Genomic DNA, 25,095 nt, shown 5'->3' with positions numbered 1-25,095 from the left:
GTGGCTCCGCCGTACGGATGTCTTGGTCGGTCATGAACTGCGGCGACGGCGTACGGCCAGCATCGTGCCGCCACCCACTGCGACCAGCGTGGCCGCGACGCCGCCGAGGGCCATGGCCTCCTCGTCGCCCGTGTTCGCGAGGCCCGGACGGTTCTGCTGCCCCGTTCCGCCGGAAAGGCCGCGCCGGTCGGGTCCACCGCGTCCGTCGGACTCATCGGATCCGTGGTGGTGTCCGCTGGGCTTGTGGGGCTTGTGGGGTTTGTGGGGCCCGCCGGACGCGGCCAGCACCGTGATGGGGAGGGTGAACGTCCGGTTGGGACGGTAGGCGCGCGCTTTGAGGGTGTGGTCTCCCGGTGTGACCCGTCGGGGAATGGTCACGGTGACCAGGGCATTCCCGTCCGGGTCCGCCTTGAACCTGGCCAAGACGATCTCACGCGACGCAATCGACAGGGTGGCCGGCTGCCCACCTGCGAGACCCGAGACGCTGACGTCCACCGGGTCTCCGGCAGTCACCGTGTTGCCGGGGTTGTTGGGCAGGGACAGACCCGGGGGCGGGTTGTACTGAGCATGGGCGGTCGTCGCCCCTACCAGCGGCATGGCGACGAGCACGGCAGCCGATGCTGCCGATGCCAGCGCAACCCGCCATCTCGGCGATGATGTCATCTTCGTTCGCTCTCCTCGACTTCGGTGACTTCCCTACGGGTCAGGCTGCGTAGCGTCAGCCATATCTAGACCTAGATACATGGAATTAGTGGGACATATCGCCACCGACTGGCGCGGCCGGGGCAGAAGGCACCGGATGATGTAGCGCCCGCTCCTCGATGGCCCACCGGGCTGGTCCGACGGGGTGACGGCGCGGTGTCAGTCGCCAGGTCCGTTCGACGGGTGCGTGGGGTGGCTCCCCCAGTTGAAGTAGGCGAATGCCTATGTTCGGCTGCACGCATAGGGAACAGAACATCCCATTCGGGGTGGTTCCCTCGGTCTATGAGGGGTGCAGCTTGGAACTCCACGATTTCCTGAGGGCTCTTGCCAGACGCTGGCCGACCGTCGTGGTCTGCCTGGTTCTCGCGATCGGGGCGGCGCTCGTCACAACCGCCCTGAGCACTCCGGTCTACGAGGCCAGGACCCAGCTCTTCGTCGCCACCCGTACCGGCGAGGACACCATGCAACTGAACCAGGGGCAGAGCTTCTCGCAGGCTCGAGTGCAGTCCTACGCCGAGATCGTGACGACTCGTCAGGTGACCGCTCCGGTGGTGAAGGAGTTGAGGCTGCGCACCACACCGGAGGAACTGGCGTCCCGGATCACCGCCCAAGCCCCGCTCAACACCGTGCTCATCGACATCACCGTGAAGGACACCGTGCCACAGCGTGCGGCGCGCATCGCCAACGCTGTTGCGGGCCGGTTCAGTTCGGTCGTCGAACGGCTGGAGACGCCCAGGCGTGCGGTCGGCTCGGAGCGGTCGGCCAGGAGTCGCACTTCGCCCGTCTCCCTGGGCGTGACCCAGGAGGCCGTGGCCCCTACCGGTCCGGTCTCGCCCCGCCCGATGCTGAACCTGGCCGCAGGCGTGCTCGGCGGCTTGTTGCTGGGGGCCGGGCTCGTCGCCCTGCGCGAGACGCTCGACACCACACTCAAGACCGGCGAGGCGCTCGGCGAGTTCACCGCGCTGCCGGGCCTCGGCACCATCCCCTACGACAGGAACGCCCCCAAGCAGCCGCTCGTCACCACCGACGTGCACTCCAAGCGCGCCGAGGCCTTCCGCAAGCTGCGCACCAACCTGCAGTTCTCGCAGGTCGACGACCCGCCCCGGATCATCGTGGTGACGAGTTCGGTGCCCGGTGAGGGCAAGACCAACACCGCCGTGAACCTCGCCCTTTCGCTCGCCGAGGCCGACGTCTCCACCTGCCTGGTCGACGGCGACCTGCGCCGGCCGTGCGTGGCCCCGACCTTCGGTCTCGTCCAGGACGCCGGTCTGACCACGGTGCTCATCGGGCAAGCCCGCATCGAGGACGTGATGCAGCAGGCCGGCCGGCTCTCGGTGCTCGCCGCCGGCGCCGTACCGCCGAACCCCACGGAGTTGCTGACCTCGGCGCGTATGGAGGAGGTGTTGCGCGACCTGGCCGACACCTACGAGGTCGTGATCGTCGACACCGCGCCGTTGTTGCCGGTCGCCGACACCGTCGGCCTCGCCTCGCTCGCGCAGGGCGCGCTGCTCGTCGTGCGCGCCGCGAAGACCAGCCGGGACCAGGTCCGCACCGCCGCGGAATCGCTGGACCGCGTGGGTGTCCGTGTCCTCGGCACCGTCTTCAGCATGGCTCCGGTTCCCAAGGGCGCCCGCTACGGCCACTACGGAACCTACGGACAGTACGGCGAACTGCCCGCCCCCCGTACCTCGGCTCCGCGGGACGAGGCCGTCGCGCCCGCCGGGGCGCGTCGCACGAGCGAGAAATGACCCGGGTCCTGTTCGTCTGCACGGGCAACGTGCACCGATCGGTGTTCGCCGAGCGGCTGCTGGCCGCGCGGCTCCCGCCCGGCTCGGCCGTGCGGCCGGAGAGCGCCGGTACCGAGGCGCGGCCCCGGCCCGGCATGGCGAGCTCCACCAGGGCCGTGCTGGAGAAGCTGGGCGGCGACGGCTCCGACTTCGCCGCCCGCCCGCTCACCGCGCCGCTCGTCGCGGGAGCGGCCCTGGTGCTCGGGCTCGCCCGCGAGCACCGGGAGGCGGCCGTGCGGCTCGCGCCGTCGGCGATGCGGCGCTGCTTCACCCTGAAGGAGTTCGTGCGCCTCGCCGCGGGGGGAGTCGACCGGCTGCCGGTCGGGGAAGATCCGGGCGGTGCGGTACCGGGGGTGAAAAGCCCGGGGACGGCGACCGGCGGAGTCCCGGGCGGGAGGGGCTTGGAGGCCGACGACGGCGGGGCCCCGGGCCGGGAAGGTCCGGGAGCCGGGTCCGGCGGAGTGCGGGGCAGGAGTGGCCGGGTGGCCGGGACCGCTGGGGTACCGGATGGGAAGGGCCTGGTGAAGGGCCTGGTGGCCGGCTCTGACGAGGTCCCGGGCCGGGAAAGGCCGGGGGCGGGGCATGGCCGAGAGAGACAGGGCACCCTGCTCGGCGGCGTGTCGGCCGGAAACGGTGCGGCGGCCGGGTGCGACAGGGTCCCGGGCCGGGAAGGCCCGGCGGCGGGGGGAGGTTTCACCATGGTGGTGGCTGCCGCAGCCGCCCGCCGGGGTACCGCCGCCCCGGTCCCCGCCGCCGAGGACGACATCGAGGACCCCTGGGCGCAGCCCTACGACGTGCTCTACGAGTGCGCCCGCGAGATCGACAGGGCGGTGAGCAGGCTCGCCCTGCTGCTGGGCGGTGGTGGCGCGAGCGCATGAGTCCGGCACGGTCCTGTCGGCCGTGACCTGCGGCGTTTCCTTGGTTGCCGTGCAGCGTCGGACAAAAGTTGAGTCGATCCGACTCAGGTCTGTTGACGCCGCACCGACCCTCGTGCATCCTTGAGCCTGTTCCACTCAAGTCAGCTGGAGGAATCACCATGGCACGTGCGGTCGGCATCGACCTGGGCACGACTAACTCCGTCGTCAGCGTTCTGGAGGGCGGCGAGCCCACCGTCATCACCAACGCCGAGGGTGCCAGGACCACGCCGTCCGTCGTCGCCTTCGCCAAGAACGGCGAGGTGCTCGTCGGCGAGGTGGCCAAGCGTCAGGCGGTCACCAACGTGGACCGGACCATCCGCTCCGTGAAGCGCCACATGGGCACCGACTGGAAGATCCAGCTGGACGGGAAGGACTTCAACCCGCAGCAGATCTCCGCGTTCATCCTGCAGAAGCTCAAGCGGGACGCCGAGGCCTACCTGGGCGAGAAGGTGACCGACGCGGTCATCACCGTCCCCGCCTACTTCAACGACTCCGAGCGTCAGGCGACGAAGGAGGCCGGCGAGATCGCGGGCCTGAACGTTCTTCGTATCGTCAACGAGCCCACCGCGGCCGCGCTCGCCTACGGCCTCGACAAGGACGACCAGACCATCCTCGTCTTCGACCTCGGTGGCGGCACCTTCGACGTGTCCCTCCTGGAGATCGGTGACGGCGTCGTCGAGGTGAAGGCCACCAACGGCGACAACCACCTCGGTGGTGACGACTGGGACCAGCGCATCGTCGACTACCTGGTCAAGCAGTTCGCCAGCGGTCACGGCGTGGACCTCGGCAAGGACAAGATGGCGCTCCAGCGCCTCCGTGAGGCCGCGGAGAAGGCCAAGATCGAGCTGTCCTCGTCCACCGAGACCTCGATCAACCTGCCGTACATCACCGCGTCCGCCGAAGGCCCGCTGCACCTGGACGAGAAGCTCACCCGGGCGCAGTTCCAGCAGCTGACGGCCGACCTGCTCGAGCGCTGCAAGACGCCGTTCCACAACGTCATCAAGGACGCCGGCATCTCCATCAACGAGATCGACCACGTCGTCCTCGTGGGTGGCTCGACCCGTATGCCCGCCGTCGCCGAGCTCGTCAAGGAGCTGACCGGCGGCAAGGAGGCCAACAAGGGTGTGAACCCGGACGAGGTCGTCGCCATCGGCGCCTCGCTGCAGGCCGGTGTCCTCAAGGGCGAGGTCAAGGACGTCCTGCTGCTGGACGTGACCCCGCTGTCCCTGGGTATCGAGACCAAGGGCGGCATCATGACCAAGCTGATCGAGCGCAACACCACGATCCCGACCAAGCGGTCCGAGATCTTCACCACGGCCGAGGACAACCAGCCGTCCGTGCAGATCCAGGTCTACCAGGGCGAGCGCGAGATCGCGGCGTACAACAAGAAGCTCGGCATGTTCGAGCTGACCGGTCTGCCGCCGGCCCCGCGCGGTGTCCCGCAGATCGAGGTGTCCTTCGACATCGACGCCAACGGCATCATGCACGTCACGGCGAAGGACCTCGGCACCGGCAAGGAGCAGAAGATGACCGTCACCGGCGGCTCCTCGCTCCCGAAGGACGAGGTCGACCGGATGCGCCAGGAGGCCGAGCAGTACGCGGAGGAGGACCACCGCCGCCGCGAGGCCGCCGAGACCCGCAACCAGGGCGAGCAGCTCGTCTACCAGACGGAGAAGTTCCTCAAGGACAACGAGGACAAGGTCCCGGCCGAGATCAAGGCCGAGGTCGAGTCCGCCGTCGCCGAGCTGAAGGAGAAGCTCAAGGGCGAGTCCGCCGAAGGTGACAACACGGCCGAGATCCGCAGCGCCACGGAGAAGGTCGCGGCCGTCTCGCAGAAGCTCGGCCAGGCCATGTACGCCGACGCCCAGGCCGCGGGCGGTGCCGGTGACGCCGGTGCCGGCCAGGCGAAGGCTGACGACGACGTCGTCGACGCCGAGATCGTCGACGAGGACCGTAAGGACGGTGCCGCGTGACGGAGGAGACCCCGGGCTTCGAGGAGAAGCCCGACGTCCCCTCCGGCGCCACCCCTGATGACGCCGAGCCGCAGGCCGCCTCCCCCTCTTCGGAGGAGGCGGCGGCCCCGGCGGGGGACGCAAGCGCACAGACCGCCGGTCTGGTGGCCCAGCTCGACCAGGTGCGCACGGCGCTCAATGAGCGCACGACGGACCTTCAGCGCCTCCAGGCCGAGTTCCAGAACTACCGCCGCCGCGTCGAGCGCGACCGGATCGCGGTCAAGGAGATCGCCATCGCGAACCTCCTGACCGAGCTCCTGCCCGTGCTCGACGACATCGGCCGCGCACGGGACCACGGCGAGCTCGTCGGCGGCTTCAAGTCCGTCGCCGAGTCGCTGGAGACCGTCGCGGCGAAGATGGGTCTGCAGCAGTTCGGCAAGGAGGGCGAGCCCTTCGACCCGACGATCCACGAGGCCCTGATGCACTCGTACGCGCCGGACGTCACCGAGACGACGTGCGTGGCGATTCTTCAGCCCGGGTATCGCTTCGGCGAGCGCACCATCCGCCCCGCGCGGGTGGCCGTCGCCGAGCCGCAGCCGGGGGCGCAGACGGTCAAGGCCGAGGAGACGACCGAGACGGGCGACGACAAGGAGAGCGGTGGCCCGGACGAGGGCTGACGTACACCCATACGGCATAGGGAAGGAGGGACGTCGGGGATGAGCACCAAGGACTTCATCGAGAAGGACTACTACAAGGTCCTCGGCGTCCCCAAGGACGCCACCGAGGCCGAGATCAAGAAGGCGTACCGGAAACTCGCCCGCGAGTTCCACCCGGACGCCAACAAGGGCAACGCCAAGGCGGAGGAGCGCTTCAAGGAGATCTCCGAGGCGAACGACGTCCTCGGCGACCCCAAGAAGCGCAAGGAGTACGACGAGGCCCGCGCCCTCTTCGGCAACGGCGGCTTCCGCCCCGGTCCCGGCGCGGGCGGCTCGTTCAACTTCGACCTGGGCGACCTCTTCGGCGGCCAGGGCGGCGCCGGCGCCGGGGGAGGCTTCGGCGGCGGGCTCGGTGACGTCTTCGGGGGCCTGTTCAACCGCGGCGGCGGCGCAGGCACGCGTACGCAGCCGAGGCGCGGCCAGGACATCGAGTCCGAGGTCACGCTGAGCTTCATGGAGGCGGTGGACGGCGCGACCGTACCGCTGCGCATGTCCTCGCAGGCGCCCTGCAAGGCCTGCTCGGGCACCGGCGACAAGAACGGCACGCCCCGTGTGTGCCCGACCTGTGTCGGCACCGGCCAGGTGGCGCGCGGCTCGGGCGGCGGCTTCTCGCTGACCGACCCCTGCCCGGACTGCAAGGGCCGGGGCCTGATCGCGGAGAACCCGTGCGACGTCTGCCACGGCAGCGGCCGGGCGAAGTCGTCCCGGACGATGCAGGTCCGCATCCCCGCGGGCGTCTTCGACGGGCAGCGCATCCGGCTGCGCGGCAAGGGCGCGCCCGGCGAGCGGGGCGGCCCGGCCGGCGACCTGTACGTCGTCGTGCACGTAAACCCGCACCCGGTCTTCGGCCGCAAGGGCGACAACCTGACGGTGACCGTGCCCGTGACGTTCGCGGAGGCGGCGCTCGGCGCCGACATCCGGGTGCCCACCCTCGGCGGGCCCCCGGTGACGCTGAAGCTGCCCCCGGGCACGCCCAACGGGCGCACCATGCGCGCTCGCGGCAAGGGCGCGGTCCGCAAGGACGGCACCCGCGGCGACCTCCTCGTCACCGTCGAGGTGAGTGTCCCCAAGGACATGACGGGGAAGGCTCGTGATGCGCTGGAGGCGTATCGCGAGGCGACTGCGGGCGAGGACCCGCGAGCGGAGCTGTTCCAGGCCGCGAAGGGAGCATGAGGACGCCATGGATGGGATCGGCCGTCGACGCAACCCGTACGAACTGACCGAGGAGACCCCGGTCTACGTCATCTCGGTGGCGGCCCAGCTCTCCGGACTGCACCCGCAGACGCTGCGCCAGTACGACCGCCTTGGGCTCGTGTCCCCGGACCGTACGGCCGGCCGGGGCCGGCGCTACTCGGCCCGCGACATCGAACTGCTCCGTCAGGTGCAGCAGTTGTCGCAGGACGAGGGCATCAACCTGGCCGGCATCAAGCGCATCATCGAACTGGAGAACCAGGTCGCCGCGCTCCAGTCCCGTGTCGCGGAGCTTCAGGCCGCGCTCGACGGCGCGGCGGCGGCGATGCGCCAGCGCGAGGCCGCGGTACACGCCTCGTACCGCCGTGACCTGGTGCCGTACCAGGAGGTCCAGCAGACCAGCGCGCTGGTGGTGTGGCGGCCGAAGCGGCAGCAGTCGTCGGACTGAGGCACGGACGACACCGAAGGGGCCCGGAGGTCGGGACAGACCTCCGGGCCCTTTCGCGTAGGGTCTCCAGCAGCACGGGGTTGCCACACCCCTCCAGCACGGTGCGGTGGAGGAGGCGGTGGGCCTCGGCCCATGCCTTGAGGAGCTCGGTGAAGAAAGCACCGTGGATCCGTTCCGCGACGAGAGAATGGTCAGCCTCAGCGACCTCGAGCCCGGGCCGAACGGCGCGAGCGCGGTCGTACGGCGCATCGGGGAGCCGATCCAGACCGACCGCCAGCTGATGTACGCCCTGCGGCACGCCGGGGTGCAGTCCGGCGCGGTCGTGGACGTGACGTCGTCGCCCGGCGGCGTGATGGTCGGCAGCGGTGGGGAGCCCGCCGAACTCACCCCGCAGACCGCCGCGTACGTCTTCGTGGCCGAGCGCTGAGCCCAGCCGGGCGCCGGCCCATGCCGTGGCCCGTGCACAAGGATGGCCCTCGGCCATGGTCGTGGCCGAGGGCCATCCTCGGTGCAGCAACCCGCATTGGTCCGCCCGCAGGACCCCGTCGATCACCGGCTTGTACGGCTCCAGCGCAGTCGGCCGCGGCGGTGGAACCTTCCGCGGCTTCGGCCGGACCGAGTCCACCGCCTTGCGGACCGAAGGACAACGCGGAGGCGACGTTCTACGTCAACGGCAACGACCGCTACACCGACACGGACCTGAGCAACGGCACGACGTACTACTACGCCGTCGCCTCCGTCAACGCCGCCGGACTGGAGTCGTCCCTGTCACCGGAGGTGTCGGCGACCCCGAGGACCTGAGGGGCACTTGCCACGGGAGCATCGGGGTGCTCATGGTGAAATGCCTGGTGACGCCGGGGCTGGTCGAGCGGTACACGCGGTAGGCCGTCCTCGTGGATGCGGCCCTGAGGCCCGACGGGGAGGCAGGCGGGGTCCCGTCGACGGTGGTGACGGCACGGTCGGCGGTGCCGGCCGACTCGTTGTCGGCCTTGTCGTAGGCGCGGACCTCGTAGTAGTAGGTCTCGCCGGTCTGCGGCACGGTCGAGTCCGTGTACGAGGTGGAGGTGGTCGTGGCGAGCGGCTTGGCGGGGTAGGAGCCGCCCTTGAGACGGCGGTGGACGCGGTAGCCCGCGAGGTCCATTTCCTTGTTCCTGGACCAGGTGAGCGTGGTCTTTCCGGCGGCCTTGTCGTACCGAGACGGAAATCCCCGTAGGTGTCCGGGGCTTGACCTTGTCGACGGTGGCCGAAGTGCGGGGGGTGTAGCCGAACGCGACGTTCGCCGTTCCGGTCCAGTTGACGAAGTCGATCCGCAGGGTGTGCCTGCCGGAGGGGACGGTGACGTTGACCGTCTTCTTCACCGTCGACGACACGTTCTTCCACAGGTCCACCTTGCGTGTGCCGTCGAGGTAGACCCGGATGCCGTCACGGGCGGCGGCCGTCAGCGCGAAGGGTCCGCCGGAGCCGAAGTCGCGGGTGACGGTCCAGCGGACGCCGAAGTTGTTCCTGGGCAGACCCGAAGCCGGAACCCCGGTGCCCCCGTTCTGGTCGACCTTCGAGTCGCAGTCCGTCGTTTTCGGCGAGCCCGAAAAGGTGGTGTTCGCGAAGAACTGCCGTTTGCAGACGGGTGATGCGCAGTTCACCGCGTCCTCGGCGGTGGGCGCGGCGGTAAGCAGGGCGCCCCCGACAGCGACCGCAAGGGTCGCCGCGAGCCCCGTGCCCGAAGCGTCTCCGGCGGGCGGGCGGGCGTGGCCGTTGTCACTCCCCCTCGTGACGGACGGCGCCATGACGGCTGTGAGCGCCGAGGATCACGACTCGCGACAAGGTCGGTTGGCTGTAAGGGGTATGACCCCTGGGTGTGGAGACTGTGCGCACGCTCGCGTGATGTAGATCACGTTTGCTGCTTCGGCCGAACGTCCAGCCTTCTCAGGCAAGTTGACTGACCGTCGGTCGCCGGATCCGCCCAGGTCGGGGATCAAATCTCCATCGCACGAAGGTTTGGCAATGGCCTGTGTACCGCACTCTTTTGGTCTTCACTTGACTTCCACGCGGATGCTGTTGCCATCTCGTTAACCCGTACTCCTTGACGCTGCATACCGTCGCCGCGTTGGCTTTCAGCCACGTGGGTCGCAATGCTGCTCCCCCGCCCGGAAGGCATCTGATGTGAACGCTCGTACCACCCGTAGGACCGCCGTGCGTCGTACCGCCATAGCCCTGGCCGCCTCGGCGTCGGCCGTCTCGCTCGCCGCATGCGGCGTCATCGACGGAGTCGGCGGGAACAGCAGCTCCGCGAGCCCGAAGAAGGGCGACGACATCACGGTGGGTCTTCTCCTGCCCGAGAAGGAGAACCCGCGGTACGACAAGTTCGACTACCCCATCATCAAGAAGCAGGTGCTCTCCCTCACCAACAACAAGGGCAAGGTCGTCTACGAGAACGCGGACGCGGACGCGGCCAAGCAGAGCCAGCAGCTCGACCAGATGATCGCCGACAAGGTCGATGTGCTGCTGGTCGACGCGGTGGACGCCAAAGCCATCGTCCCGGGCGTGAAGAAGGCGAAGGACGCCGGCATTCCGGTCATCGCCTACGACCGGCTCGCACAGGGCCCCATCGATGCGTACATCTCCTTCGACAACGAACTGGTCGGCCAGGTGCAGGGCCGCGCCCTCGTCGACAAGCTCGGTGGCAACGCAGCGACCAGCAAGATCGTCATGATGAACGGCTCGCTCACCGACCCGAACGCGGCGCAGTTCAAGCAGGGTGCGCTCAGCGAACTCCAGGGCAAGGTGAACATCGTCGAGAGGTACGACACCAAGGACTGGAAGCCGGAGAACGCCAAGGCGAACATGGCCTCGGCGATCCGGGCCGTCGGGGCGAACAACATCGCCGGTGTCTACTCCGCGAACGACGGCATGGCCGGCGCCATCATCGACGCGTTGAAGGAGGCGGGCGTCAGCAAGCTCCCGCCGGTGACCGGGCAGGACGCGGCCCTGGACGCGGTGCAGCGGATCATCTCGGGGGAGCAGTACATGAGCGTGTACAAGTCGTACCCGGAGGAGGCGAACAACGCCGCGGAGATGGCGGTGTCCAAGGTTCAGGGCCGCTCTATCGAGTTCGACGCGCTGACCCGTGACAAGGTCGACAGCCCGACGCAGAAGAAGATCCCGTCGATGCTGGTGCCGGTGGTCGCGCTCACCACGGACAACATCAAGGACACGGTGATCCAGGACGGCATCTACACCGTCAAGGAGATCTGCACCGCGAAGTACAAGGCGGCCTGTACGGCGATCGGCCTGAAGTAGCGCTCAGGGGGCGCCCGCGACGATCGCTCGGTCAGGATCGGCCGCAATGACCGAGATCGTGCTGATGTCCGACCCGAAGCTCGCCGCGATACCCGTCATGGACTCCGGAGAGCCGCTCGTCGACGTGCGGCTCTCCCGGGGCCTCGTGGCCGACGAGCGCAAGCGGGACGACGACGGGGCGTACGCACAGCTGCGGACCGGGGTACCGGAGCGGCTCGTGAAGGCCGGCGAGCTGCTGCCGGACGGGCTACGGCTGCTGTTCGTCGAGGGCTACCGGCCTCCAGCGCTTCTACTTCGTGCGGTACACCGGCGAACTGCGGGCGGCCAACCCCGGCCGGTCCCCCGAGCGACTGCGCGCCGCGGCCAGCCGTTATGTCTCCCCGCCCGGGATCGCTCCGCACAGGGCGGGCGCGGCCGTCGACCTGACCCTCGTCGACGCAGACGGCCGCGAGGTGGACATGGGCACCCGCGTGAACGCGGATCCGGAGGAGAGCGACGGGGCCTGGTACACGGCCGCGGGCAACATCACCGAGCGGGCTCCGGCGAACCGCGCCCTGCTCGGCGACGCGCTCAGCGCGGCCGGACTCGTCAACTACCCGACCGAGTGGTGGCACTGGTCGTACGGCGACTGGTAGTGGGCTTGGGCGACCGGCGCGGCTCACGCGCTGTACGGGCCGAGGGAGCCCGGTGTGTGACGCCGTGCGCCGGGGCCGTTCTTTCGGGGGCGCTTTCACGCCACCCGCGTGAACTCCACGGTCACCTCCGGCGGTCCGCCGACGAAGGCGTACGTCACACCCCGCGGTCGGTGAAGGACCGGGCCATCTGGTCGGCCCGGAACCGCAGTTCACCCGGCTCGATCGGCTGCAGCGCCGCAAGCACCGGCTCGTAGGCGGTCCTGACCTCACCCGGCCGCTCAAACATCTCGTCCCACGCGTCGGCCAACCCGTACGCGTCAAATATGTCCGCCATGGCCTGACGTCAAGTGCGTCACGTAACGTGCCGATCACTCGGTGAATTCCGGCAGCGCACACGATCGTGCGCCGCGGTGCGGGTGTTGGCGCCGTCAGCTTCATGCAGTTGGAAGTTCCGGAGGTGGGGAGCATCCGGGAGATTCCGGGTCATTCACGGGCGTTGAGGCGGGGGAGCCGTGTTGCGGAGGCGGGCGGGTCCGCGCATAGTTGCGCTGCGAAGGCGTGCGGGGCGCGGCGCGGACGGAGTCCGTCCGGGCGCGCGTGAGGACGTCGCTGGTGAGCTGCATCGCTCAGGACGCTGGAGCCAGGAGTGGTTCGGAGCCAGGAGCGGGAGCCCGCGAGTGAGCCGGCATCGGCGCCCCGGCGGCGAACCGAGCGCAAAAATCAGGGGTGGAAGATGGCCGGGCAGGGGACGGACGCGCATCCGCACGGCGCTGACCGGCTCTGCGAGGCCGGCAACCGCGTGTACTCCCGGGCCGTACGCCGGGGCCGGGTGCCCCGTGCCGACGCCGAGCCGGTGCCCTGCCTGCTGGAACTCGCGCTGCTGCACCCGGACCCCGACGACATGGACTGGCTGGTGCCGACCTCCCCGCAGGAGGTCATGACCCGGCTGCTGCGCGGCGTGCACGAGGAGGTGAGCGCGAGTCAGGCGCGGGTCGGGGCGGCGGTGGCCGCGGTCGAGTGGTACGCCGGGCTCGGCGGCCGCGAGCAGGGATCGGCGGAGGGCGTGGCGATCCGGGTCCTGGACGGGCTGCCGCGGATCCGCGCCGCCATGGACGAGGCGACGGAGCAGTGCACGGCCGAGGTGCTCACGGTGCAGCCGGGCGGCATCCGCCGCGAGGACGAGCTCTCCGAGGGGCTGCACCGGGCGCTGGAGATGCGCCGCAGGGGCGTGCGCATGCGCGACCTGTACACGCATGTCGCCCGGCACGGCCAGGGCCTGCACAACTACATGGAGCTGATGGGCGACGCGGCCGAGGCGCGCACCCTGGACGAGGTGCCCGAGCGCCTGATCCTCTTCGACCGCACGGTCGCCTTCATCCCGGCGAACACGGACCGCACCATCGCGCTGGAGCTGCGCCACCCGGCGCTGATCGACTACCTGGTGACCGTCTTCGAGCGCCTGTGGCGGCTGGCGATCCCGCTCACCTCCCCGCTCCCGGACACGGGCATCGACGGCATCACCCACCGGGAGCGCTCGATCGCGGCGCTGCTCGCGGAAGGCCACCAGGACGCGGTGGTGGCCGAACGTCTGGGCATCAGTGTCCGTACCTGCCGTGCGCACATCGCCCGGCTCTCGGAGACCCTGGGCGCGGCGAGCCGGACGCAGCTGGGCGTCCGTATCGCCCAGGCGGGCCTGGACGGCCCCGTGCGCTCGCCCGAACTGCTCCCGGTCACCGCTCCTGGTGCTCCAGAATCCCCGACCGGCCTATGAGGTAGCCGAGCTGCGCCCTGCTCCCGCTGCCGAGGACGGCGGCGAGCTTGGCGATGTGGACGCGGGCGGTGCGCACGTTCATCCCGAGGCGGTCGGCGATGACGGTGTCGGTGTGACCCTCGACGAGGAGGCTCGCGATGGCGCGCTGGCGCGGGGTGATGCCGTTCAGGACGGGCTGCGGGGCCGCTTCGGGGCACATCGGGGTGGCCAGCCGCCACAGCCGGTCGAAGGTGACGGCGAAGAAACCGACCAGGGCGGGTTGGCGGATTTCGAGCGCGAGGGAGCGGTCCTTGCTGGCGGGAATGAACGCCACCGTGCGGTCGATGACCACCAGGCGGTCGGTCACCTCGTCGAGCGTGCGCGCCTGGGCGTCGCCGTCGAGCTGTTCGTAGCGGGCGAGGATGGCCTGCGAGTGGCGCAGGGTGTGCTGGTAGAGGGCACGGATGCGGCCGCCGCGGTCGAGGAAGGCCTGGTCGCGCTGCCAGGACTGGGCGAGGGCTTCCGCGTTCCGGCCGGTGTGGGGCTGGATGGCGAGCAGTTCCCGCGAGGCGTGCGCCATGGCCTCGGAGATGGCCAGGTTGATCCGCTTCAGACCGCTGAGGACCGTGACCGACGGGCTGCTCGCCGGCTCCGTGAGACGGCCGTCGATCCGCATGAGCGGCTCGAACACGGCGGTCAGCCGGGCCTCGTGCCGTCGCTCGTCCGCGATGCGTTCCTCGGAGGTCCGCAGCAGCCGGTGCAGTGCGACGGCCGGGGCGACGGGCTCGAGCCACAGCGTGTCCTCGGCGGCCGGATGGAGCAGCCCGAAGTCGACCAGGCACGGGGCCGCACCGGTGTCCCGGGCGGGCACGCGCCCTTCCCGTAGCGCCCGTTCGTACAGCTGCGATCCGGCGGCGCACAGGTCCTCCACGCCGTGTTCCTGGTGCGACGCCGGGGTCACTCGGTGATTCCCTCCTGTTGGCGGACTCCTGATTCTGTGCCGGGCGGCCGGATCGGCCCGGCACTGATCCGCGCGATCGCGCCACTGGGCGTGCGGGTACCCGTCACTGAGGGTGGCTTTCTCCCGGAACCGAGTGATTCTGGCTCAGGATCCCCGACTGTGCTATGAGGTAGCCGAGTTGGGCGCGGCTTCCGCTGCCGAGGGCCGTGGCCAGCTTGGCTATGTGGGCGCGGCACGTCCGCACGTTCATGCCCAGCCGACGGGCGATGGCCTCGTCGACGTGGCCCTCCACGAGGAGCTTGGCGATGGAGTGCTGGATGTCCGTGATGCCGTCCGGATCGGTTTCGTAGGGGGTTCCCGCTCTCAGCGGCACCGCCCGTCCCCACATGAACTCGAAGACCTTGATCAAGTAGCCGACGAGACCCGGGTGGCGGAGTTCCAGGGCGACCTGGCGGTCGTCGCGGATCGGTATGAACGCGACGGTCTCGTCGCAGATGATGAGGCGCTCGACGAGTTCGTCGATGGTGCGGTACTCCGCCTTCCCGTCGGTGAACTGGTCCACGTAGGCCAGCCGCTCCGGGCTGTAGCGGGCCGTGTGCTGGTACAGGGTCCGGATCCGCACGCCGCGTTCGATCAGCGGCTTGTCGCGTTCCAGTCCCTCGATGAGCCTGTGCTCGGGGCGGTGGCCGCTCGGCTGCACCGTGAGCATCTCGTTCTGGCACTGGGCCGTGGCCAGGTCGAGGGCCGCGTTGATGCGGTCGAGCCCTTCCAGCACCGTGATCGAGTGCGTGGGTGCGGTCCCCTGTGCACTGAGTGCCATGAACGGTTCGAAGGCTTCGGCCAGGCTGGTCGACAGCCTCCTGCGCTCGGAGATCTCGCGCTCTATCGGGTTGAGCCGCTGGGCCAGGGCGACCGACGGGGGCACGGGGCGCAACCAGTTCGCATCGTCCGGATCGGGGTGAAGGAGGGCGAACTCCATCAAACACGGAGCCTCTTCCGCATCGGCGCGAGCGATACGTCCCGTGCGCAAGGCGTTCGCGTACAAGCGGCCACCCTCCTCGCACAGTTCGGTCAAGGAGTGGGGATGTGTTGCTTTAGTCGGATTGATTGTCAAATCTCCACCCCCCAGGGTCCTGAACATGCAGGAACATGATGCACCGATTGTGTGGCCATGACGTGCCCGAATGAGCCATCGTCTTATTCGACGGGGGAAGAGGGGACCTTCAAGTGAGGACGAAGCCGACTATGGGTAAGAGAATGCTTCGCTCGGTGCTTGTCGCCACCTTCTCCGCCGTTGTGGCCTTCGGATCACTGAGTGGCCTCTCCGGTACGAGGGGTGACGTGCGCGCGGACAGCGTCTGGTCGTTGGTGCCCGCGTCGCCGGCGGCCGTCGACGACGCCGACGCTCCCGTCCACACGGATGACAGCGTGTGGAGCTGATGTGACCACTCCTCCCGACGACCGCTCGTTCCGGCGGGAAATGGCCACCGCGTACCGCTCCGGCTGGCACTTCATCGACCTCGTCACGGCCGTCCCGCACACCGGTGACTCGCTGATGGTGACGGTGTTCGGGGAGCCCGTCGTCGTCACCAGGGACGACGACGAGGACGTGCGGGCCTACCGGCTTCTGCGGCGGCCTCGGGGGGCGCCGCAGCCCGTGCGGTGTGCCGTACGGTACGGAATGATCTTTGTGAACCTGGACCAGCGTGACCACCGGCTGGCCGAACCGGACAGTCCGGAAGTGAGGACCATCTCAGCCACCCCCCGCAGTGCCTGACGCGATTCCCCCGTCGTAACAGATCGCTCAGGTGCTTCCCCCCGCAGCGGCGTCACCGTGACCTGAACACGGTGACGCCGCTGCAGTTTTGGGGGACATCTCCGGATATCGACCGGAGAGACTGTGGCTGGAATCAGCCGCGCCCCAGTGCCGCGGTGAGGGCGATCTCGATCACCACTCGTGACGGGTTGGGTGTCGGCACCCGTCCGTAGCGCTCGGCATAGCGCCGCTCCGCCTCCGCGATCCGCTCGGGATCCGTCGAGACCCGCGCCCGGCCCTCCAGCGTCGCCCACCGTCGCCCGTCCACCTGGCAGACCGCCACCCGGGCCCCGTCCGGGCCCGCGGCCGCCACGTGTCCCACCTTCGCGCTCGCCTTGTTCGCGATCACCCGAGCGAGGCGCCCCTCGGGGTCGTATGTCACTCCGACCGGAACGACGTGCGGGCCGCCGTCCGGGCGGAGGGTGGTCAGCGTGCACAGGTGCCGCTCCCGCCAGAACCTGAGGTACGAGGCGTCGGGCGTGCCCGGGTCTACGGAGTAAGTGGCCATGGGCGGAACTTAGCCGTTCTCCCTCCCGCCCGACGCCTTGAGTGGAATAGACTCAACTTTGTGTACGTTGCTCTAGTCAGAGTGAAAGAGAGCACGCACCTGAGCGCGGCCGACGCAAGGAGGAGAAGGCGAACGTGGACGCCGAGCTGACCAACAGGAGCCGGGACGCGATCAACGCGGCCAGTAACCGGGCCGTGTCGGAGGGGCACCCGGACCTCACCCCCGCCCACCTGCTCCTCGCGCTGCTCGAGGGGCAGGACAACGAGAACATCATCGACCTGCTGGCCGCCGTCGACGCCGACCAGGCGTCCGTGCGGGCCGGTGCCGAGCGCGTGCTCGCCGGTCTGCCCAGCGTGACCGGCTCGACCGTCGCGCCGCCCCAGCCCAACCGCGAGCTGCTCGCCGTGATCGCCGACGCCACGCAGCGCGCCAAGGACCTCGGTGACGACTACCTCTCCACCGAGCACCTGCTCATCGGCACCGCCGCGAAGGGCGGCGCCGCCGGCGACGTACTCTCCCGGCAGGGGGCGAACGCCAAGAAGCTCCTCGACGCATTCCAGAAGACGAGGGGAGGACGCCGGGTGACGACCGCGGATCCCGAGGGCCAGTACAAGGCACTCGAGAGGTTCGGCACCGACTTCACGGCCGCCGCGCGCGACGGCAAGCTCGACCCGGTCATCGGCCGGGACCAGGAGATCCGCCGTGTGGTGCAGGTGCTGTCCCGCCGTACGAAGAACAACCCTGTCCTCATCGGCGAGCCGGGCGTCGGCAAGACCGCTGTCGTGGAGGGGCTCGCCCAGCGGATCGTGAAGGGTGACGTGCCCGAGTCCCTCAAGGACAAGCGGCTTGTCTCGCTCGACCTGAGCGCCATGGTCGCGGGCGCGAAGTACCGCGGTGAGTTCGAGGAGCGGCTGAAGACCGTCCTCGCCGAGATCAAGGACTCCGACGGGCAGATCATCACCTTCATCGACGAGCTGCACACCGTCGTGGGCGCGGGTGCCGGCAGCGACTCCGCCATGGACGCCGGGAACATGCTCAAGCCGATGCTGGCGCGCGGTGAGCTGCGCATGGTCGGCGCGACCACGCTCGACGAGTACCGCGAGCGGATCGAGAAGGACCCGGCGCTGGAGCGGCGCTTCCAGCAGGTGCTGGTCGTCGAGCCGACCGTCGAGGACACCATCGCGATCCTGCGCGGGCTCAAGGGCCGGTACGAGGCCCACCACAAGGTGCAGATCGCGGACAGCGCGCTGGTCGCCGCGGCCACCCTCTCCGACCGGTACATCACCTCCCGCTTCCTGCCCGACAAGGCCATCGACCTGGTCGACGAGTCGGCCTCGCGGCTGCGCATGGAGATCGACTCGTCCCCGGTCGAGATCGACGAGCTCCAGCGGACCGTGGACCGGCTGCGCATGGAGGAGCTGGCGCTGAGCAAGGAGACCGACCAGGCCTCCAAGGAGCGGCTGGAGAAGCTGCGTCGCGACCTCGCCGACAAGGAGGAGGAGCTGCGGGGCCTGACCGCCCGCTGGGAGAAGGAGAAGCAGTCCCTCAACCGCGTCGGTGAGCTGAAGGAGAAGCTCGACGAGCTGCGCGGCCAGGCCGAGCGCGCCCAGCGCGACGGCGACTTCGACACCGCGTCCAAGCTGCTGTACGGCGAGATCCCGGCCGTCGAGAAGGAGCTCGAGGCTGCCTCCGAGGCCGAGGAGGAGGCGTCCAAGGGCACGATGGTCAAGGACGAGGTCGGCTCCGACGACATCGCCGACGTCGTCGCCTCCTGGACCGGTATCCCCGCCGGACGCCTCCTGGAGGGCGAGACGCAGAAGCTGCTGCGCATGGAGGACGAGATCGGCAAGCGGCTCATCGGCCAGGGCGAGGCCGTGCGCGCGGTCTCGGACGCCGTACGCCGCAGCCGGGCCGGCATCGCCGACCCGGACCGACCGACCGGCTCGTTCGTCTTCCTCGGCCCCACGGGCGTCGGCAAGACCGAACTGGCCAAGGCGCTGGCCGACTTCCTCTTCGACGACGAGCGGGCGATGGTCCGCATCGACATGTCGGAGTACAGCGAGAAGCACAGCGTCGCCCGCCTGGTCGGCGCCCCGCCCGGGTACGTCGGCTACGAGGAGGGCGGACAGCTCACCGAGGCCGTACGCCGCCGCCCCTACAGCGTGGTGCTGCTGGACGAGGTCGAGAAGGCGCACCCGGAGGTCTTCGACATCCTCCTGCAGGTGCTGGACGACGGACGCCTGACGGACGGTCAGGGCCGTACGGTCGACTTCCGCAACACCATCCTCGTGCTGACCTCGAACCTGGGCAGCCAGTTCCTGGTCGACCCGTTGTCCAGCGAGGAGGAGAAGAAGGAGCAGGTCCTGGAGGTGGTCCGGGCCTCCTTCAAGCCGGAGTTCCTCAACCGCCTCGACGACCTGGTGGTCTTCTCGGCGCTGACGAAGGACGAGCTGAGCCGGATCGCCCAGCTCCAGATCGACCGCCTGGCCAAGCGGCTGGCCGAGCGGCGCCTGACCCTTCGGATCACGCCCGAGGCGCTGGCCTGGCTCGCGGACGAGGGCAACGACCCGGCATACGGCGCCCGCCCGCTGCGCCGCCTCGTGCAGACCGCCATCGGCGACCGCCTGGCCAAGGAGATCCTGGCCGGGGAGGTCAAGGACGGCGACACGGTCCGGGTGGACACTTTCGGAGACGGGCTGATCGTGGGCCCGGCGTCCGGCAAGACGCTCTGACCGGAGGCGCCGGTCGGCAGTGCAGGCCTGGTGATCTACGAGGGCGGTGCGCCCGCCCTCGTACACCACCGTGATCTCCACCTCGTTGGCGTCGGCCGGTGACTCGGTGCGGACGTCGAGACACAGGTCGTCGCCGCGGCACTCGGTCGACGGTTCCCGGTCCGGGTACGAGGCCGTCAGCCGCCCCGCGACGTCGGAGCGCGGCGGCCGTGTACGCGTACACCGCCCACCCCGACCACACCGGACACATGGCCGTGAAAGCCGCACACGGCCACCACGGGCCCCAGAGGATGTGCGCACGTGTATCGCCCCGTACGCTCCCTCGGTCGGCGGAGATCGGCCAGATCCTGTCAGCCTGCGGCGGACACACCCTGTCCGGGGTTGCCACCCCCCTCCCCGCATGGGGGAGGATGGCGGAATCCGTACGAAGGGAAGAACACGGTGAGCATCGACCCGTCCTCGATTCCTAACTTCGGGGGCCAGCCCGAGCCGCAGCCGCCTGCGGGCCCCGTGGTTCCGGATCAGGACCTCGTGAAGCAGCTCCTGGATCAGATGGAGCTCAAGCACCTCGTCGACGAGGAGGGAGACCTCGTCGCGCCGTGGGAGCAGTTCCGTACGTACTTCATGTTCCGCGGCGAGGGCGACCAGCAGGTCTTCTCGGTGCGGACGTTCTACGACCGGCCTCACAAGATCGACGAGAAGCCGCAGCTGCTGGAGTCCATCGACGACTGGAACCGGCGCACGCTGTGGCCCAAGGTGTACAGCCACACGCACGACGACGGCACCGTCCGCCTCATCGGTGAGGCGCAGATGCTGATCGGGACCGGCGTCAGCCTGGAGCACTTCGTCTCGTCGACCGTCAGCTGGGTGCGGGCCGCCATCGAGTTCGACCGGTGGCTCGTCGAACAGCTCGGCCTCGCGGAGGACGTCGACGACGCGGAGAAGCCCGAGGACGACGAAGAGTAGACCCGGCTAGAGGGGCGACCGGGCCAGCACCACGAGATACGCCCCATAGACGAACGAGAGACCGGCCAGGGCGCTCGCCACAATGGCGGCGTGCCACGGCCGGGCTCTCGCCGTCCGCACCAGGGCCCGCGCCACCACGATGAGCAGGGGAAACGCCGGCAGCAGGAAGCGCGGCTTGGACTCGAAGAACCCGGAACCGCCGAGCGCGACGACCAGCAGCAGACCGCTGTAGACGACGAGCGGCAGCGGGGCGCGGTCGGCGAGCAGTAGCGCGAAGAGCACGGTGCTCCCGCCCACGATCATCAGTGCCATCGGGAAGAGCAGCCGCGTGCCGTGCAGCATCATGTGCTCGGTGAACTGCAGCGAGCCCTGCCCGAAGTCGAAGCGCGACCCCCACAGCCGCTGCACCGTGAAGTAGCCGCGGAGCGGGTCGCCCCTGCGGTGGCCCACCCACAGGACATAGCCGCCCCAGCCGAGCGGTGCGAGCGCCGCGCCTGTCCACAGCCTGTGGGAAACTCCGTGCCCGCGCGCCCGCCACACCTCGTGCGCGGCCGCCGCGAGAACCGCCGCGGCCACCGCGAAGCCATTGGGCCGGGACAGGCCCGCGAGCGCCGCGAGTGCCCCCGCCCAGATCCAGCGCTCGGTGAGGACCGCGTACAGGGACCAGGCGGCGAACGCGGTCAGCACCGGTTCCGTGTAGGCCATCGACAGCACGATGGAGTGCGGGAGCAGGCCCCAGAGCACGACGAGGACGGTGGCCACGGCGGGGCCGTACAGCCGCAGGCCGAGCAGATGGATGCCGTACGCGGCGACCGCGGCGGCCGTCCAGGACACCAGCAGGCCCGCCGTGACGCCGCCCAGCGGGCTGAGGGTGGTGACGGCGCGGATCAGCGCCGGGTACAGCGGGAAGAACGCCAGGTCGTTGTGGATGCCGGTACGGGTGTGCTGGGTGAGTCCGTAGCCGTGCGCGGCGATGCGCAGGTACCAGACGGAGTCCCAGGAGTGTCCGAGCAGGAGCAGGGGCTGCTTGCCCGAGGAGCGGGAGAGGACGGCGAGCACAAGGCCGCCGCACAGCCGGGCGGCGACGAAGAGCCCGAGGGCGGCGAGGGCCGAGCTCGGCAGCCGCTGCCCGCCCCCGGCCCGACGGACACGGTCGCGTTTTCCCGGGCCCCCTACGGCGGGGGCCGGGATCGTACTGGCGTGGGTCACACCCGCACCATGCGTCGATCACGACCGATTTGCGAACCTTGCGCGGCCGTGCGGGCGGGAATTCCCACGCCTAGGCGTGCCGTCGGCGGACGGTCCGGGCTGCCGCGGACGCATCTCGGGCCGCCTCAGCCCGCCAGCCCCTTCAGCCGCTGGGCGGCCTCCTCCAGGACTCCGCGCGCTTGCAGAAGGCGAAGCGGACGAACGGGGCGCCGGCCTCGCGGTGGTCGTAGAAGACCGCGTTCGGGATGGCGACGACGCCCGCGCGCTCCGGCAGGGCGCGGCAGAACGCGAAGCCGTTGTCGTGCGACAGGCCCCGCTGCGGATCTCCGGCACCGGCGGTGAGCGGGCCGCACAACCTGTCCGGACCGGTCTGCCGGCCGTACCGACGGGCTCGGTGACACGGCACTGTCCGTCGTATCCTGACCACACACGGGAAGGAGCCGTCCATGAGCGTCGACGCGATCGTGCACACCGAGTTCCCCAAGGGGTACGCGGTCCTGTTCGGGGCCGACGGAAAGGTGATCATGACCCCGCAGAGCGAAGAGCACTCCAGCACCATCAGGTCGATGCAGATCGACTCCGCTCTTGCCCTCGGCCGTCACGCGAAGGTCACCTCCAACATCTACATCGACTTCCCCGCCGACGAGAACTCCGCCCCCGACCTCGCGATCCTGCGCGAGGACGCACGCAAGGAAGGCAAGCGCTACAGCTTCGAGGACGTCCTGCTGATCTCCGAGGTCGTCTCGACCTCTTCCGCACGCAAGGACTACGACGACTGCACCGCGAAGTACGGCCGCTACGGAATCCCGATCTACCTGGTCGTGGACCCCTACGCCCAGGAAGTCGTCCTTCACACCCAGCCGACCGCCACCGGTTACATCGCCGCACACACCCACAAGTACGGCACGGGCAAGCTCCCCATCCCCCTGGCCGACGGCCGCACCTTCACCCTCGACCTCGACGAACTCCCGTGCCCGGATCCCGAGGCGGACGCCCGCTGACGAGGGACTCCCCGCTGGCCAGGCCCGTGCCGTCGGCACCGCCGTCGCCGGACGTAGTCGTTCCTGGTCGGGGCAGCCGACTGGGATGGCCTGGCCTCTCGTCGATCGGGATCGGCCAGGGGGGCGTGCCGTTCTGTGCCATGAGTCCGTGCGACGAAGTCCGGTTCGCCGCAAGGAGGTTCGAAGCCGCGTTTGCTGCGGGCGACAACCACCACGTACTGCCCTGAGGTAGCGGGCCCGCTCGTCCTCGGCCGAGTTGCCGGCCCCGGTTCGGCGATAGCGTGGCACGGCAACGACTGCTGCAGACAGGTGGACGAGATTTCATGCGTGGCCCGGGCCGAGCCGCAACTGCCCGTGATGCTTCCCCCGGACGACGAACTGCGCCGACGGGCCGAGGCGTCGACGACCGTGGCGCAGTTGCGCGGACTCGCAGAATGGGCGGGGCAGGGCGGCCGCCCGGTGACGGCGACGGGACGGCTGCGGATGGCGGAGGCCCGCGAGCTGGTGGACGTACTCGGCACCGGCGACAGGATTGAGGGGGTGCGCTCTTCGGCCGACCTGCCGCGGCTGGGGCTCCTGATGGAGTGGGCGAAGAAGGCACGGCTGGTCCGGGTGGTCAAGGGGCGGTTGTACGCGGTGGCCAAGGCCCGGCCGGTGCTGGCCGACCCGCTCCAGCTGTGGCTGCGCGCCTTCGACGCGTGCTTCGAGCTGCGGCAGGCCCTGATCGGGGCACGCAGCGGCTGGCACGTCGAGTCGATGCTCTTCGACGTCTACGAGCACATCCTGGACGACGTGCTGAACACGCTCTACAGCCTGCTGTACCCGATGCCCTGGCCGCGGCTGCGCGACACGGTACGCCTGGCCTATCGGACCTCCTTCCAGCTCGACGCCGGGTTGGACCTTCAGCACCGGATGTGGTTCGAGCACGCCGACCGGGACCTGCGCTCGGTGCTCGACCTGCTGGACGACCTGGGCGCGATCGAGCGTGACCGTGGGATGGCCGATTCCGGTGTTCCTCGACATCGACCTCTCCGATGCCGGTCCCGAGCTGCTCGCGGACATGCCGCCGGAGCTCGCGGAGCTGCTCGGCGTCGTGGGGGCGGCAACGGACCCGGCGGCGCGGGAGCGTGCCGATGCCCGGCGAGAGGCGCTGACCGCCGGGCCGGTCGAGCTCATCCGTCTCACCGAGCTCGGTACCCGACCGCGCGGCACGGCCCGGCATGATTCCTAGCGGGCTCGTAATGCGTAGGTCTCGGGTTCGAATCCCGAAGGCGGCTCAGTGAAACCCCAGGACAGAGACTCTCTGACCTGGGGTTTTTCTTGTGTCTGTCGTAGAGGGCCTTCCAGAGCCGGACCGGTCACACCGGCTTGCGCGATCTTCGGGACAGCCGCCGGAGCCGTTGACGGGACAGGCCCAGGCCGAGCCGGGTAATCGGAGCTTGTAGCCGTACGGGGGTGGGTCAGCGGGGTGTGTCCTGGTGATTGAACTTGTTGCGGACGCTCGGGGTGTCGGTGTGCTCGTAGCTTCTTTTCCGTGCGGCAGGTCGGTTGTGCCGTCCGGGGATAGTCAGTGGTCCTAGTACGGAGGTCACGTGTCAGCGACACCAGAGCGCCCGGGTGGCTGCGGGATCGCGGTGCTTGCGAGCAGGGTCGGTGCGGACGAGAAGAGGCTGTTCGACGCATTCGACCGACGCGGGGTCCGTTTCGAGCACGTGGATACGCGGCGTCAGTGGTTTGCGGCCGGTGGGCGTGGATTGCCCTGGGGTCTCGCGTTGAACCGGGAGATCGGTCAGGTCCGCGCGGTGTACGCGGCCCGCTGTCTCACCGCGGCGGGAGTCGATGTGGTCAACAGTGCGGACGCGACCGAGGTGTGCGGTGACAAATGGCGTTCCACCGTGGCCTTGGAGGCGGCGGGGGTGGCGACACCGCGTACTGCGCTCGCTCTCACTCCGCAGGCCGCGCTGGACGCTCTGGATTCGATCGGGTATCCGGCTCTGATCAAGCCGCTGGTCGGTTCGTGGGGCCGGCTGGTGGTTCGACTGGCTGACCGGGCTGGTGCGGAGGGTGTACTTGAGTACGTTGCCGCGCTGCCTGGGCCGCAGTCTCATCTCGGGTATGTGCAGGAGCTGATCGACAAGCCCGGTCGGGACATCAGGGTGATTGTGGTCGGGGGTCAGGTGCTGGGGGCCGTGTACCGGACGGGTGAGTCCTTGCGTACGAACGTGGCACTCGGTGGGCAGGCCCGGCCGTGCGAGGTGACTCCGGAGATCGGCAAGCTCTCTGTCGACGCGGCCGCCGCCGTCGGCGCTGATATCGCCGGTGTCGATCTGATCGAGGACCGGGATGGCCGGCTGCTGGTCCTGGAGGTCAATCACCGGGTCGAGTTCAGCGGTTTCCAGTCCGCGCTTGGCGACCGGGTCGATGTCGCGGATCACATCGTGGGTCATCTGCTGGATCGGGTGCAGCGATGAATTGGGCGTTCACTTCGTCGGGGAATGTGACTGAGA

General features: G+C 69.6%; 21 protein-coding genes and 6 pseudogenes. 18 read left to right on the top strand and 9 right to left on the bottom strand.

Annotation, left to right across the window (positions count from 1 at the left end; translation table 11 throughout):
• Window positions 1-30: 30 nt before the first annotated feature.
• Window positions 31-663 carry an LPXTG cell wall anchor domain-containing protein gene (locus ACZ3TS_RS35740; protein WP_467626012.1) on the bottom strand — a complete coding sequence of 211 codons (633 nt, stop codon included), beginning with the start codon at window positions 661-663 and terminating at the stop codon, window positions 31-33.
• Window positions 664-998: 335 nt separating this feature from the next.
• Here ACZ3TS_RS35740 and ACZ3TS_RS35735 point away from each other — a divergent pair, with 335 nt between their 5' ends.
• The 6 genes from ACZ3TS_RS35735 to ACZ3TS_RS35710 all read left to right on the top strand — a co-directional run bounded on the left by ACZ3TS_RS35735 (window position 999) and on the right by ACZ3TS_RS35710 (window position 7,713).
• The gene (locus ACZ3TS_RS35735; protein WP_467626010.1) at window positions 999-2,450 is read left to right on the top strand and encodes a tyrosine-protein kinase domain-containing protein; all 1,452 of its coding nucleotides are present in this window, start codon (window positions 999-1,001) and stop codon (window positions 2,448-2,450) included.
• Window positions 2,447-3,367, top strand: coding sequence for an arsenate reductase/protein-tyrosine-phosphatase family protein (locus ACZ3TS_RS35730; protein WP_467626009.1), 921 nt, complete (start codon window positions 2,447-2,449; stop codon window positions 3,365-3,367). The genes ACZ3TS_RS35735 and ACZ3TS_RS35730 overlap by 4 nt, the downstream gene beginning before the upstream one ends.
• A gap of 158 nt (window positions 3,368-3,525) precedes the next feature.
• Window positions 3,526-5,379: a molecular chaperone DnaK gene (gene dnaK / locus ACZ3TS_RS35725; RefSeq protein WP_467626008.1), complete on the top strand. Its 1,854-nt coding sequence runs from the start codon at window positions 3,526-3,528 to the stop codon at window positions 5,377-5,379.
• Window positions 5,376-6,035, top strand: coding sequence for a nucleotide exchange factor GrpE (gene grpE / locus ACZ3TS_RS35720; RefSeq protein ID WP_467626007.1), 660 nt, complete (start codon window positions 5,376-5,378; stop codon window positions 6,033-6,035). The genes dnaK and grpE overlap by 4 nt, the downstream gene beginning before the upstream one ends.
• A 39-nt stretch (window positions 6,036-6,074) precedes the next feature.
• A complete protein-coding gene (dnaJ, locus tag ACZ3TS_RS35715) occupies window positions 6,075-7,247 on the top strand; it encodes a molecular chaperone DnaJ (protein WP_467626006.1) in 1,173 nt (390 codons plus the stop codon).
• A 7-nt stretch (window positions 7,248-7,254) separates the two neighbouring features.
• Entirely contained in the window at window positions 7,255-7,713 is a 459-nt protein-coding gene (locus ACZ3TS_RS35710) for a heat shock protein transcriptional repressor HspR (protein WP_467626005.1), read from the top strand.
• A gap of 61 nt (window positions 7,714-7,774) precedes the next feature.
• On the opposite strand, the pseudogene ACZ3TS_RS35705 reads toward ACZ3TS_RS35710, so the two are convergent.
• Window positions 7,775-7,849: pseudogene (locus ACZ3TS_RS35705) on the bottom strand (GntR family transcriptional regulator); the annotation flags it as partial.
• On the opposite strand from ACZ3TS_RS35705, the pseudogene ACZ3TS_RS35700 reads away from it, so the two are divergent.
• Together ACZ3TS_RS35700 and ACZ3TS_RS35695 are read left to right on the top strand one after the other, a co-directional pair.
• Window positions 7,844-8,140 (top strand): annotated as a pseudogene (locus ACZ3TS_RS35700) (dihydrofolate reductase); the annotation flags it as partial. The pseudogenes ACZ3TS_RS35705 and ACZ3TS_RS35700 overlap by 6 nt on opposite strands.
• A 161-nt stretch (window positions 8,141-8,301) precedes the next feature.
• On the top strand, window positions 8,302-8,514 hold the full coding sequence (locus ACZ3TS_RS35695) for a hypothetical protein (RefSeq protein ID WP_467626004.1): 213 nt from the start codon (window positions 8,302-8,304) through the stop codon (window positions 8,512-8,514).
• A gap of 115 nt (window positions 8,515-8,629) precedes the next feature.
• Here ACZ3TS_RS35695 and ACZ3TS_RS35690 read toward each other — a convergent pair.
• A pseudogene (locus ACZ3TS_RS35690) lies at window positions 8,630-9,497 on the bottom strand (PA14 domain-containing protein); the annotation flags it as partial.
• 406 nt (window positions 9,498-9,903) lie between these two features.
• Between ACZ3TS_RS35690 and ACZ3TS_RS35685 the strand changes: the two are divergent.
• Together ACZ3TS_RS35685 and ACZ3TS_RS35680 are read left to right on the top strand one after the other, a co-directional pair.
• Window positions 9,904-11,010: a sugar ABC transporter substrate-binding protein gene (locus ACZ3TS_RS35685; RefSeq protein WP_467626003.1), complete on the top strand. Its 1,107-nt coding sequence runs from the start codon at window positions 9,904-9,906 to the stop codon at window positions 11,008-11,010.
• 46 nt (window positions 11,011-11,056) lie between these two features.
• A pseudogene (locus ACZ3TS_RS35680) lies at window positions 11,057-11,645 on the top strand (M15 family metallopeptidase).
• 137 nt (window positions 11,646-11,782) lie between these two features.
• Here the strand turns inward: ACZ3TS_RS35680 and ACZ3TS_RS35675 are convergent.
• A pseudogene (locus ACZ3TS_RS35675) lies at window positions 11,783-11,979 on the bottom strand (circularly permuted type 2 ATP-grasp protein); the annotation flags it as partial.
• A gap of 399 nt (window positions 11,980-12,378) precedes the next feature.
• On the opposite strand from ACZ3TS_RS35675, the gene ACZ3TS_RS35670 reads away from it, so the two are divergent.
• Entirely contained in the window at window positions 12,379-13,416 is a 1,038-nt protein-coding gene (locus ACZ3TS_RS35670) for a helix-turn-helix transcriptional regulator (protein WP_467626001.1), read from the top strand.
• Here ACZ3TS_RS35670 and ACZ3TS_RS35665 read toward each other — a convergent pair.
• Window positions 13,376-14,356: a helix-turn-helix transcriptional regulator gene (locus ACZ3TS_RS35665; protein WP_467626000.1), complete on the bottom strand. Its 981-nt coding sequence runs from the start codon at window positions 14,354-14,356 to the stop codon at window positions 13,376-13,378. The genes ACZ3TS_RS35670 and ACZ3TS_RS35665 overlap by 41 nt on opposite strands.
• Window positions 14,357-14,459: 103 nt before the next feature.
• Window positions 14,460-15,497: a helix-turn-helix transcriptional regulator gene (locus tag ACZ3TS_RS35660; protein ID WP_467625998.1), complete on the bottom strand. Its 1,038-nt coding sequence runs from the start codon at window positions 15,495-15,497 to the stop codon at window positions 14,460-14,462.
• Window positions 15,498-15,583: 86 nt separating this feature from the next.
• On the opposite strand from ACZ3TS_RS35660, the gene ACZ3TS_RS35655 reads away from it, so the two are divergent.
• Together ACZ3TS_RS35655 and ACZ3TS_RS35650 are read left to right on the top strand one after the other, a co-directional pair.
• Entirely contained in the window at window positions 15,584-15,796 is a 213-nt protein-coding gene (locus tag ACZ3TS_RS35655) for a hypothetical protein (protein ID WP_467625997.1), read from the top strand.
• A 1-nt stretch (window position 15,797) separates the two neighbouring features.
• The gene (locus ACZ3TS_RS35650) at window positions 15,798-16,133 is read left to right on the top strand and encodes a hypothetical protein (RefSeq protein WP_467625995.1); all 336 of its coding nucleotides are present in this window, start codon (window positions 15,798-15,800) and stop codon (window positions 16,131-16,133) included.
• 133 nt (window positions 16,134-16,266) lie between these two features.
• On the opposite strand, the gene ACZ3TS_RS35645 is transcribed toward ACZ3TS_RS35650, so the two are convergent.
• Window positions 16,267-16,680, bottom strand: a complete 414-nt coding sequence (locus tag ACZ3TS_RS35645) for a pyridoxamine 5'-phosphate oxidase family protein (RefSeq protein ID WP_467625994.1) — start codon at window positions 16,678-16,680, stop codon at window positions 16,267-16,269.
• A gap of 134 nt (window positions 16,681-16,814) precedes the next feature.
• Here ACZ3TS_RS35645 and clpB point away from each other — a divergent pair, with 134 nt between their 5' ends.
• Window positions 16,815-19,412 (top strand): ATP-dependent chaperone ClpB, encoded by a 2,598-nt coding sequence (gene clpB / locus ACZ3TS_RS35640; protein WP_467625992.1) that lies wholly within the window; start codon window positions 16,815-16,817, stop codon window positions 19,410-19,412.
• A 441-nt stretch (window positions 19,413-19,853) separates the two neighbouring features.
• A complete protein-coding gene (locus ACZ3TS_RS35635; RefSeq protein WP_467625991.1) occupies window positions 19,854-20,378 on the top strand; it encodes a YbjN domain-containing protein in 525 nt (174 codons plus the stop codon).
• A 6-nt stretch (window positions 20,379-20,384) separates the two neighbouring features.
• Here ACZ3TS_RS35635 and ACZ3TS_RS35630 read toward each other — a convergent pair whose 3' ends face one another.
• Together ACZ3TS_RS35630 and ACZ3TS_RS35625 are read right to left on the bottom strand one after the other, a co-directional pair.
• The gene (locus tag ACZ3TS_RS35630; RefSeq protein ID WP_467625990.1) at window positions 20,385-21,587 is read right to left on the bottom strand and encodes a mannosyltransferase family protein; all 1,203 of its coding nucleotides are present in this window, start codon (window positions 21,585-21,587) and stop codon (window positions 20,385-20,387) included.
• Window positions 21,588-21,712: 125 nt separating this feature from the next.
• Window positions 21,713-21,888, bottom strand: a pseudogene (locus ACZ3TS_RS35625) (aminotransferase); the annotation flags it as partial.
• 145 nt (window positions 21,889-22,033) lie between these two features.
• Here ACZ3TS_RS35625 and ACZ3TS_RS35620 point away from each other — a divergent pair.
• The 3 genes from ACZ3TS_RS35620 to ACZ3TS_RS35610 all read left to right on the top strand — a co-directional run bounded on the left by ACZ3TS_RS35620 (window position 22,034) and on the right by ACZ3TS_RS35610 (window position 25,059).
• Window positions 22,034-22,588 carry a Uma2 family endonuclease gene (locus ACZ3TS_RS35620; protein WP_467625988.1) on the top strand — a complete coding sequence of 185 codons (555 nt, stop codon included), beginning with the start codon at window positions 22,034-22,036 and terminating at the stop codon, window positions 22,586-22,588.
• Between the two features lie 327 nt (window positions 22,589-22,915).
• Entirely contained in the window at window positions 22,916-23,812 is an 897-nt protein-coding gene (locus ACZ3TS_RS35615; protein WP_467625987.1) for a hypothetical protein, read from the top strand.
• Window positions 23,813-24,180: 368 nt separating this feature from the next.
• Entirely contained in the window at window positions 24,181-25,059 is an 879-nt protein-coding gene (locus tag ACZ3TS_RS35610) for a RimK family alpha-L-glutamate ligase (protein WP_467625985.1), read from the top strand.
• Window positions 25,060-25,095: the final 36 nt, after the last annotated feature.

The organism is Streptomyces sp. NPDC022910 (assembly GCF_055561075.1).
The sequence above is the reverse complement of the archived record's forward strand: the minus strand, read 5'-3'. Positions and strand labels throughout refer to the sequence as shown.

Coding starts and splice junctions, on each gene's coding strand:
- ACZ3TS_RS35740 (WP_467626012.1), bottom strand. CDS start 663: ATGACATCATCGCCGAGATGGCGGGTTGCGCTGGCATCGGCAGCATCG.
- ACZ3TS_RS35730 (WP_467626009.1), top strand. CDS start 2,447: ATGACCCGGGTCCTGTTCGTCTGCACGGGCAACGTGCACCGATCGGTG.
- dnaK (WP_467626008.1), top strand. CDS start 3,526: ATGGCACGTGCGGTCGGCATCGACCTGGGCACGACTAACTCCGTCGTC.
- dnaJ (WP_467626006.1), top strand. CDS start 6,075: ATGAGCACCAAGGACTTCATCGAGAAGGACTACTACAAGGTCCTCGGC.
- ACZ3TS_RS35710 (WP_467626005.1), top strand. CDS start 7,255: ATGGATGGGATCGGCCGTCGACGCAACCCGTACGAACTGACCGAGGAG.
- ACZ3TS_RS35670 (WP_467626001.1), top strand. CDS start 12,379: ATGGCCGGGCAGGGGACGGACGCGCATCCGCACGGCGCTGACCGGCTC.
- ACZ3TS_RS35660 (WP_467625998.1), bottom strand. CDS start 15,497: ATGTTCAGGACCCTGGGGGGTGGAGATTTGACAATCAATCCGACTAAA.
- ACZ3TS_RS35645 (WP_467625994.1), bottom strand. CDS start 16,680: ATGGCCACTTACTCCGTAGACCCGGGCACGCCCGACGCCTCGTACCTC.
- ACZ3TS_RS35620 (WP_467625988.1), top strand. CDS start 22,034: ATGAGCGTCGACGCGATCGTGCACACCGAGTTCCCCAAGGGGTACGCG.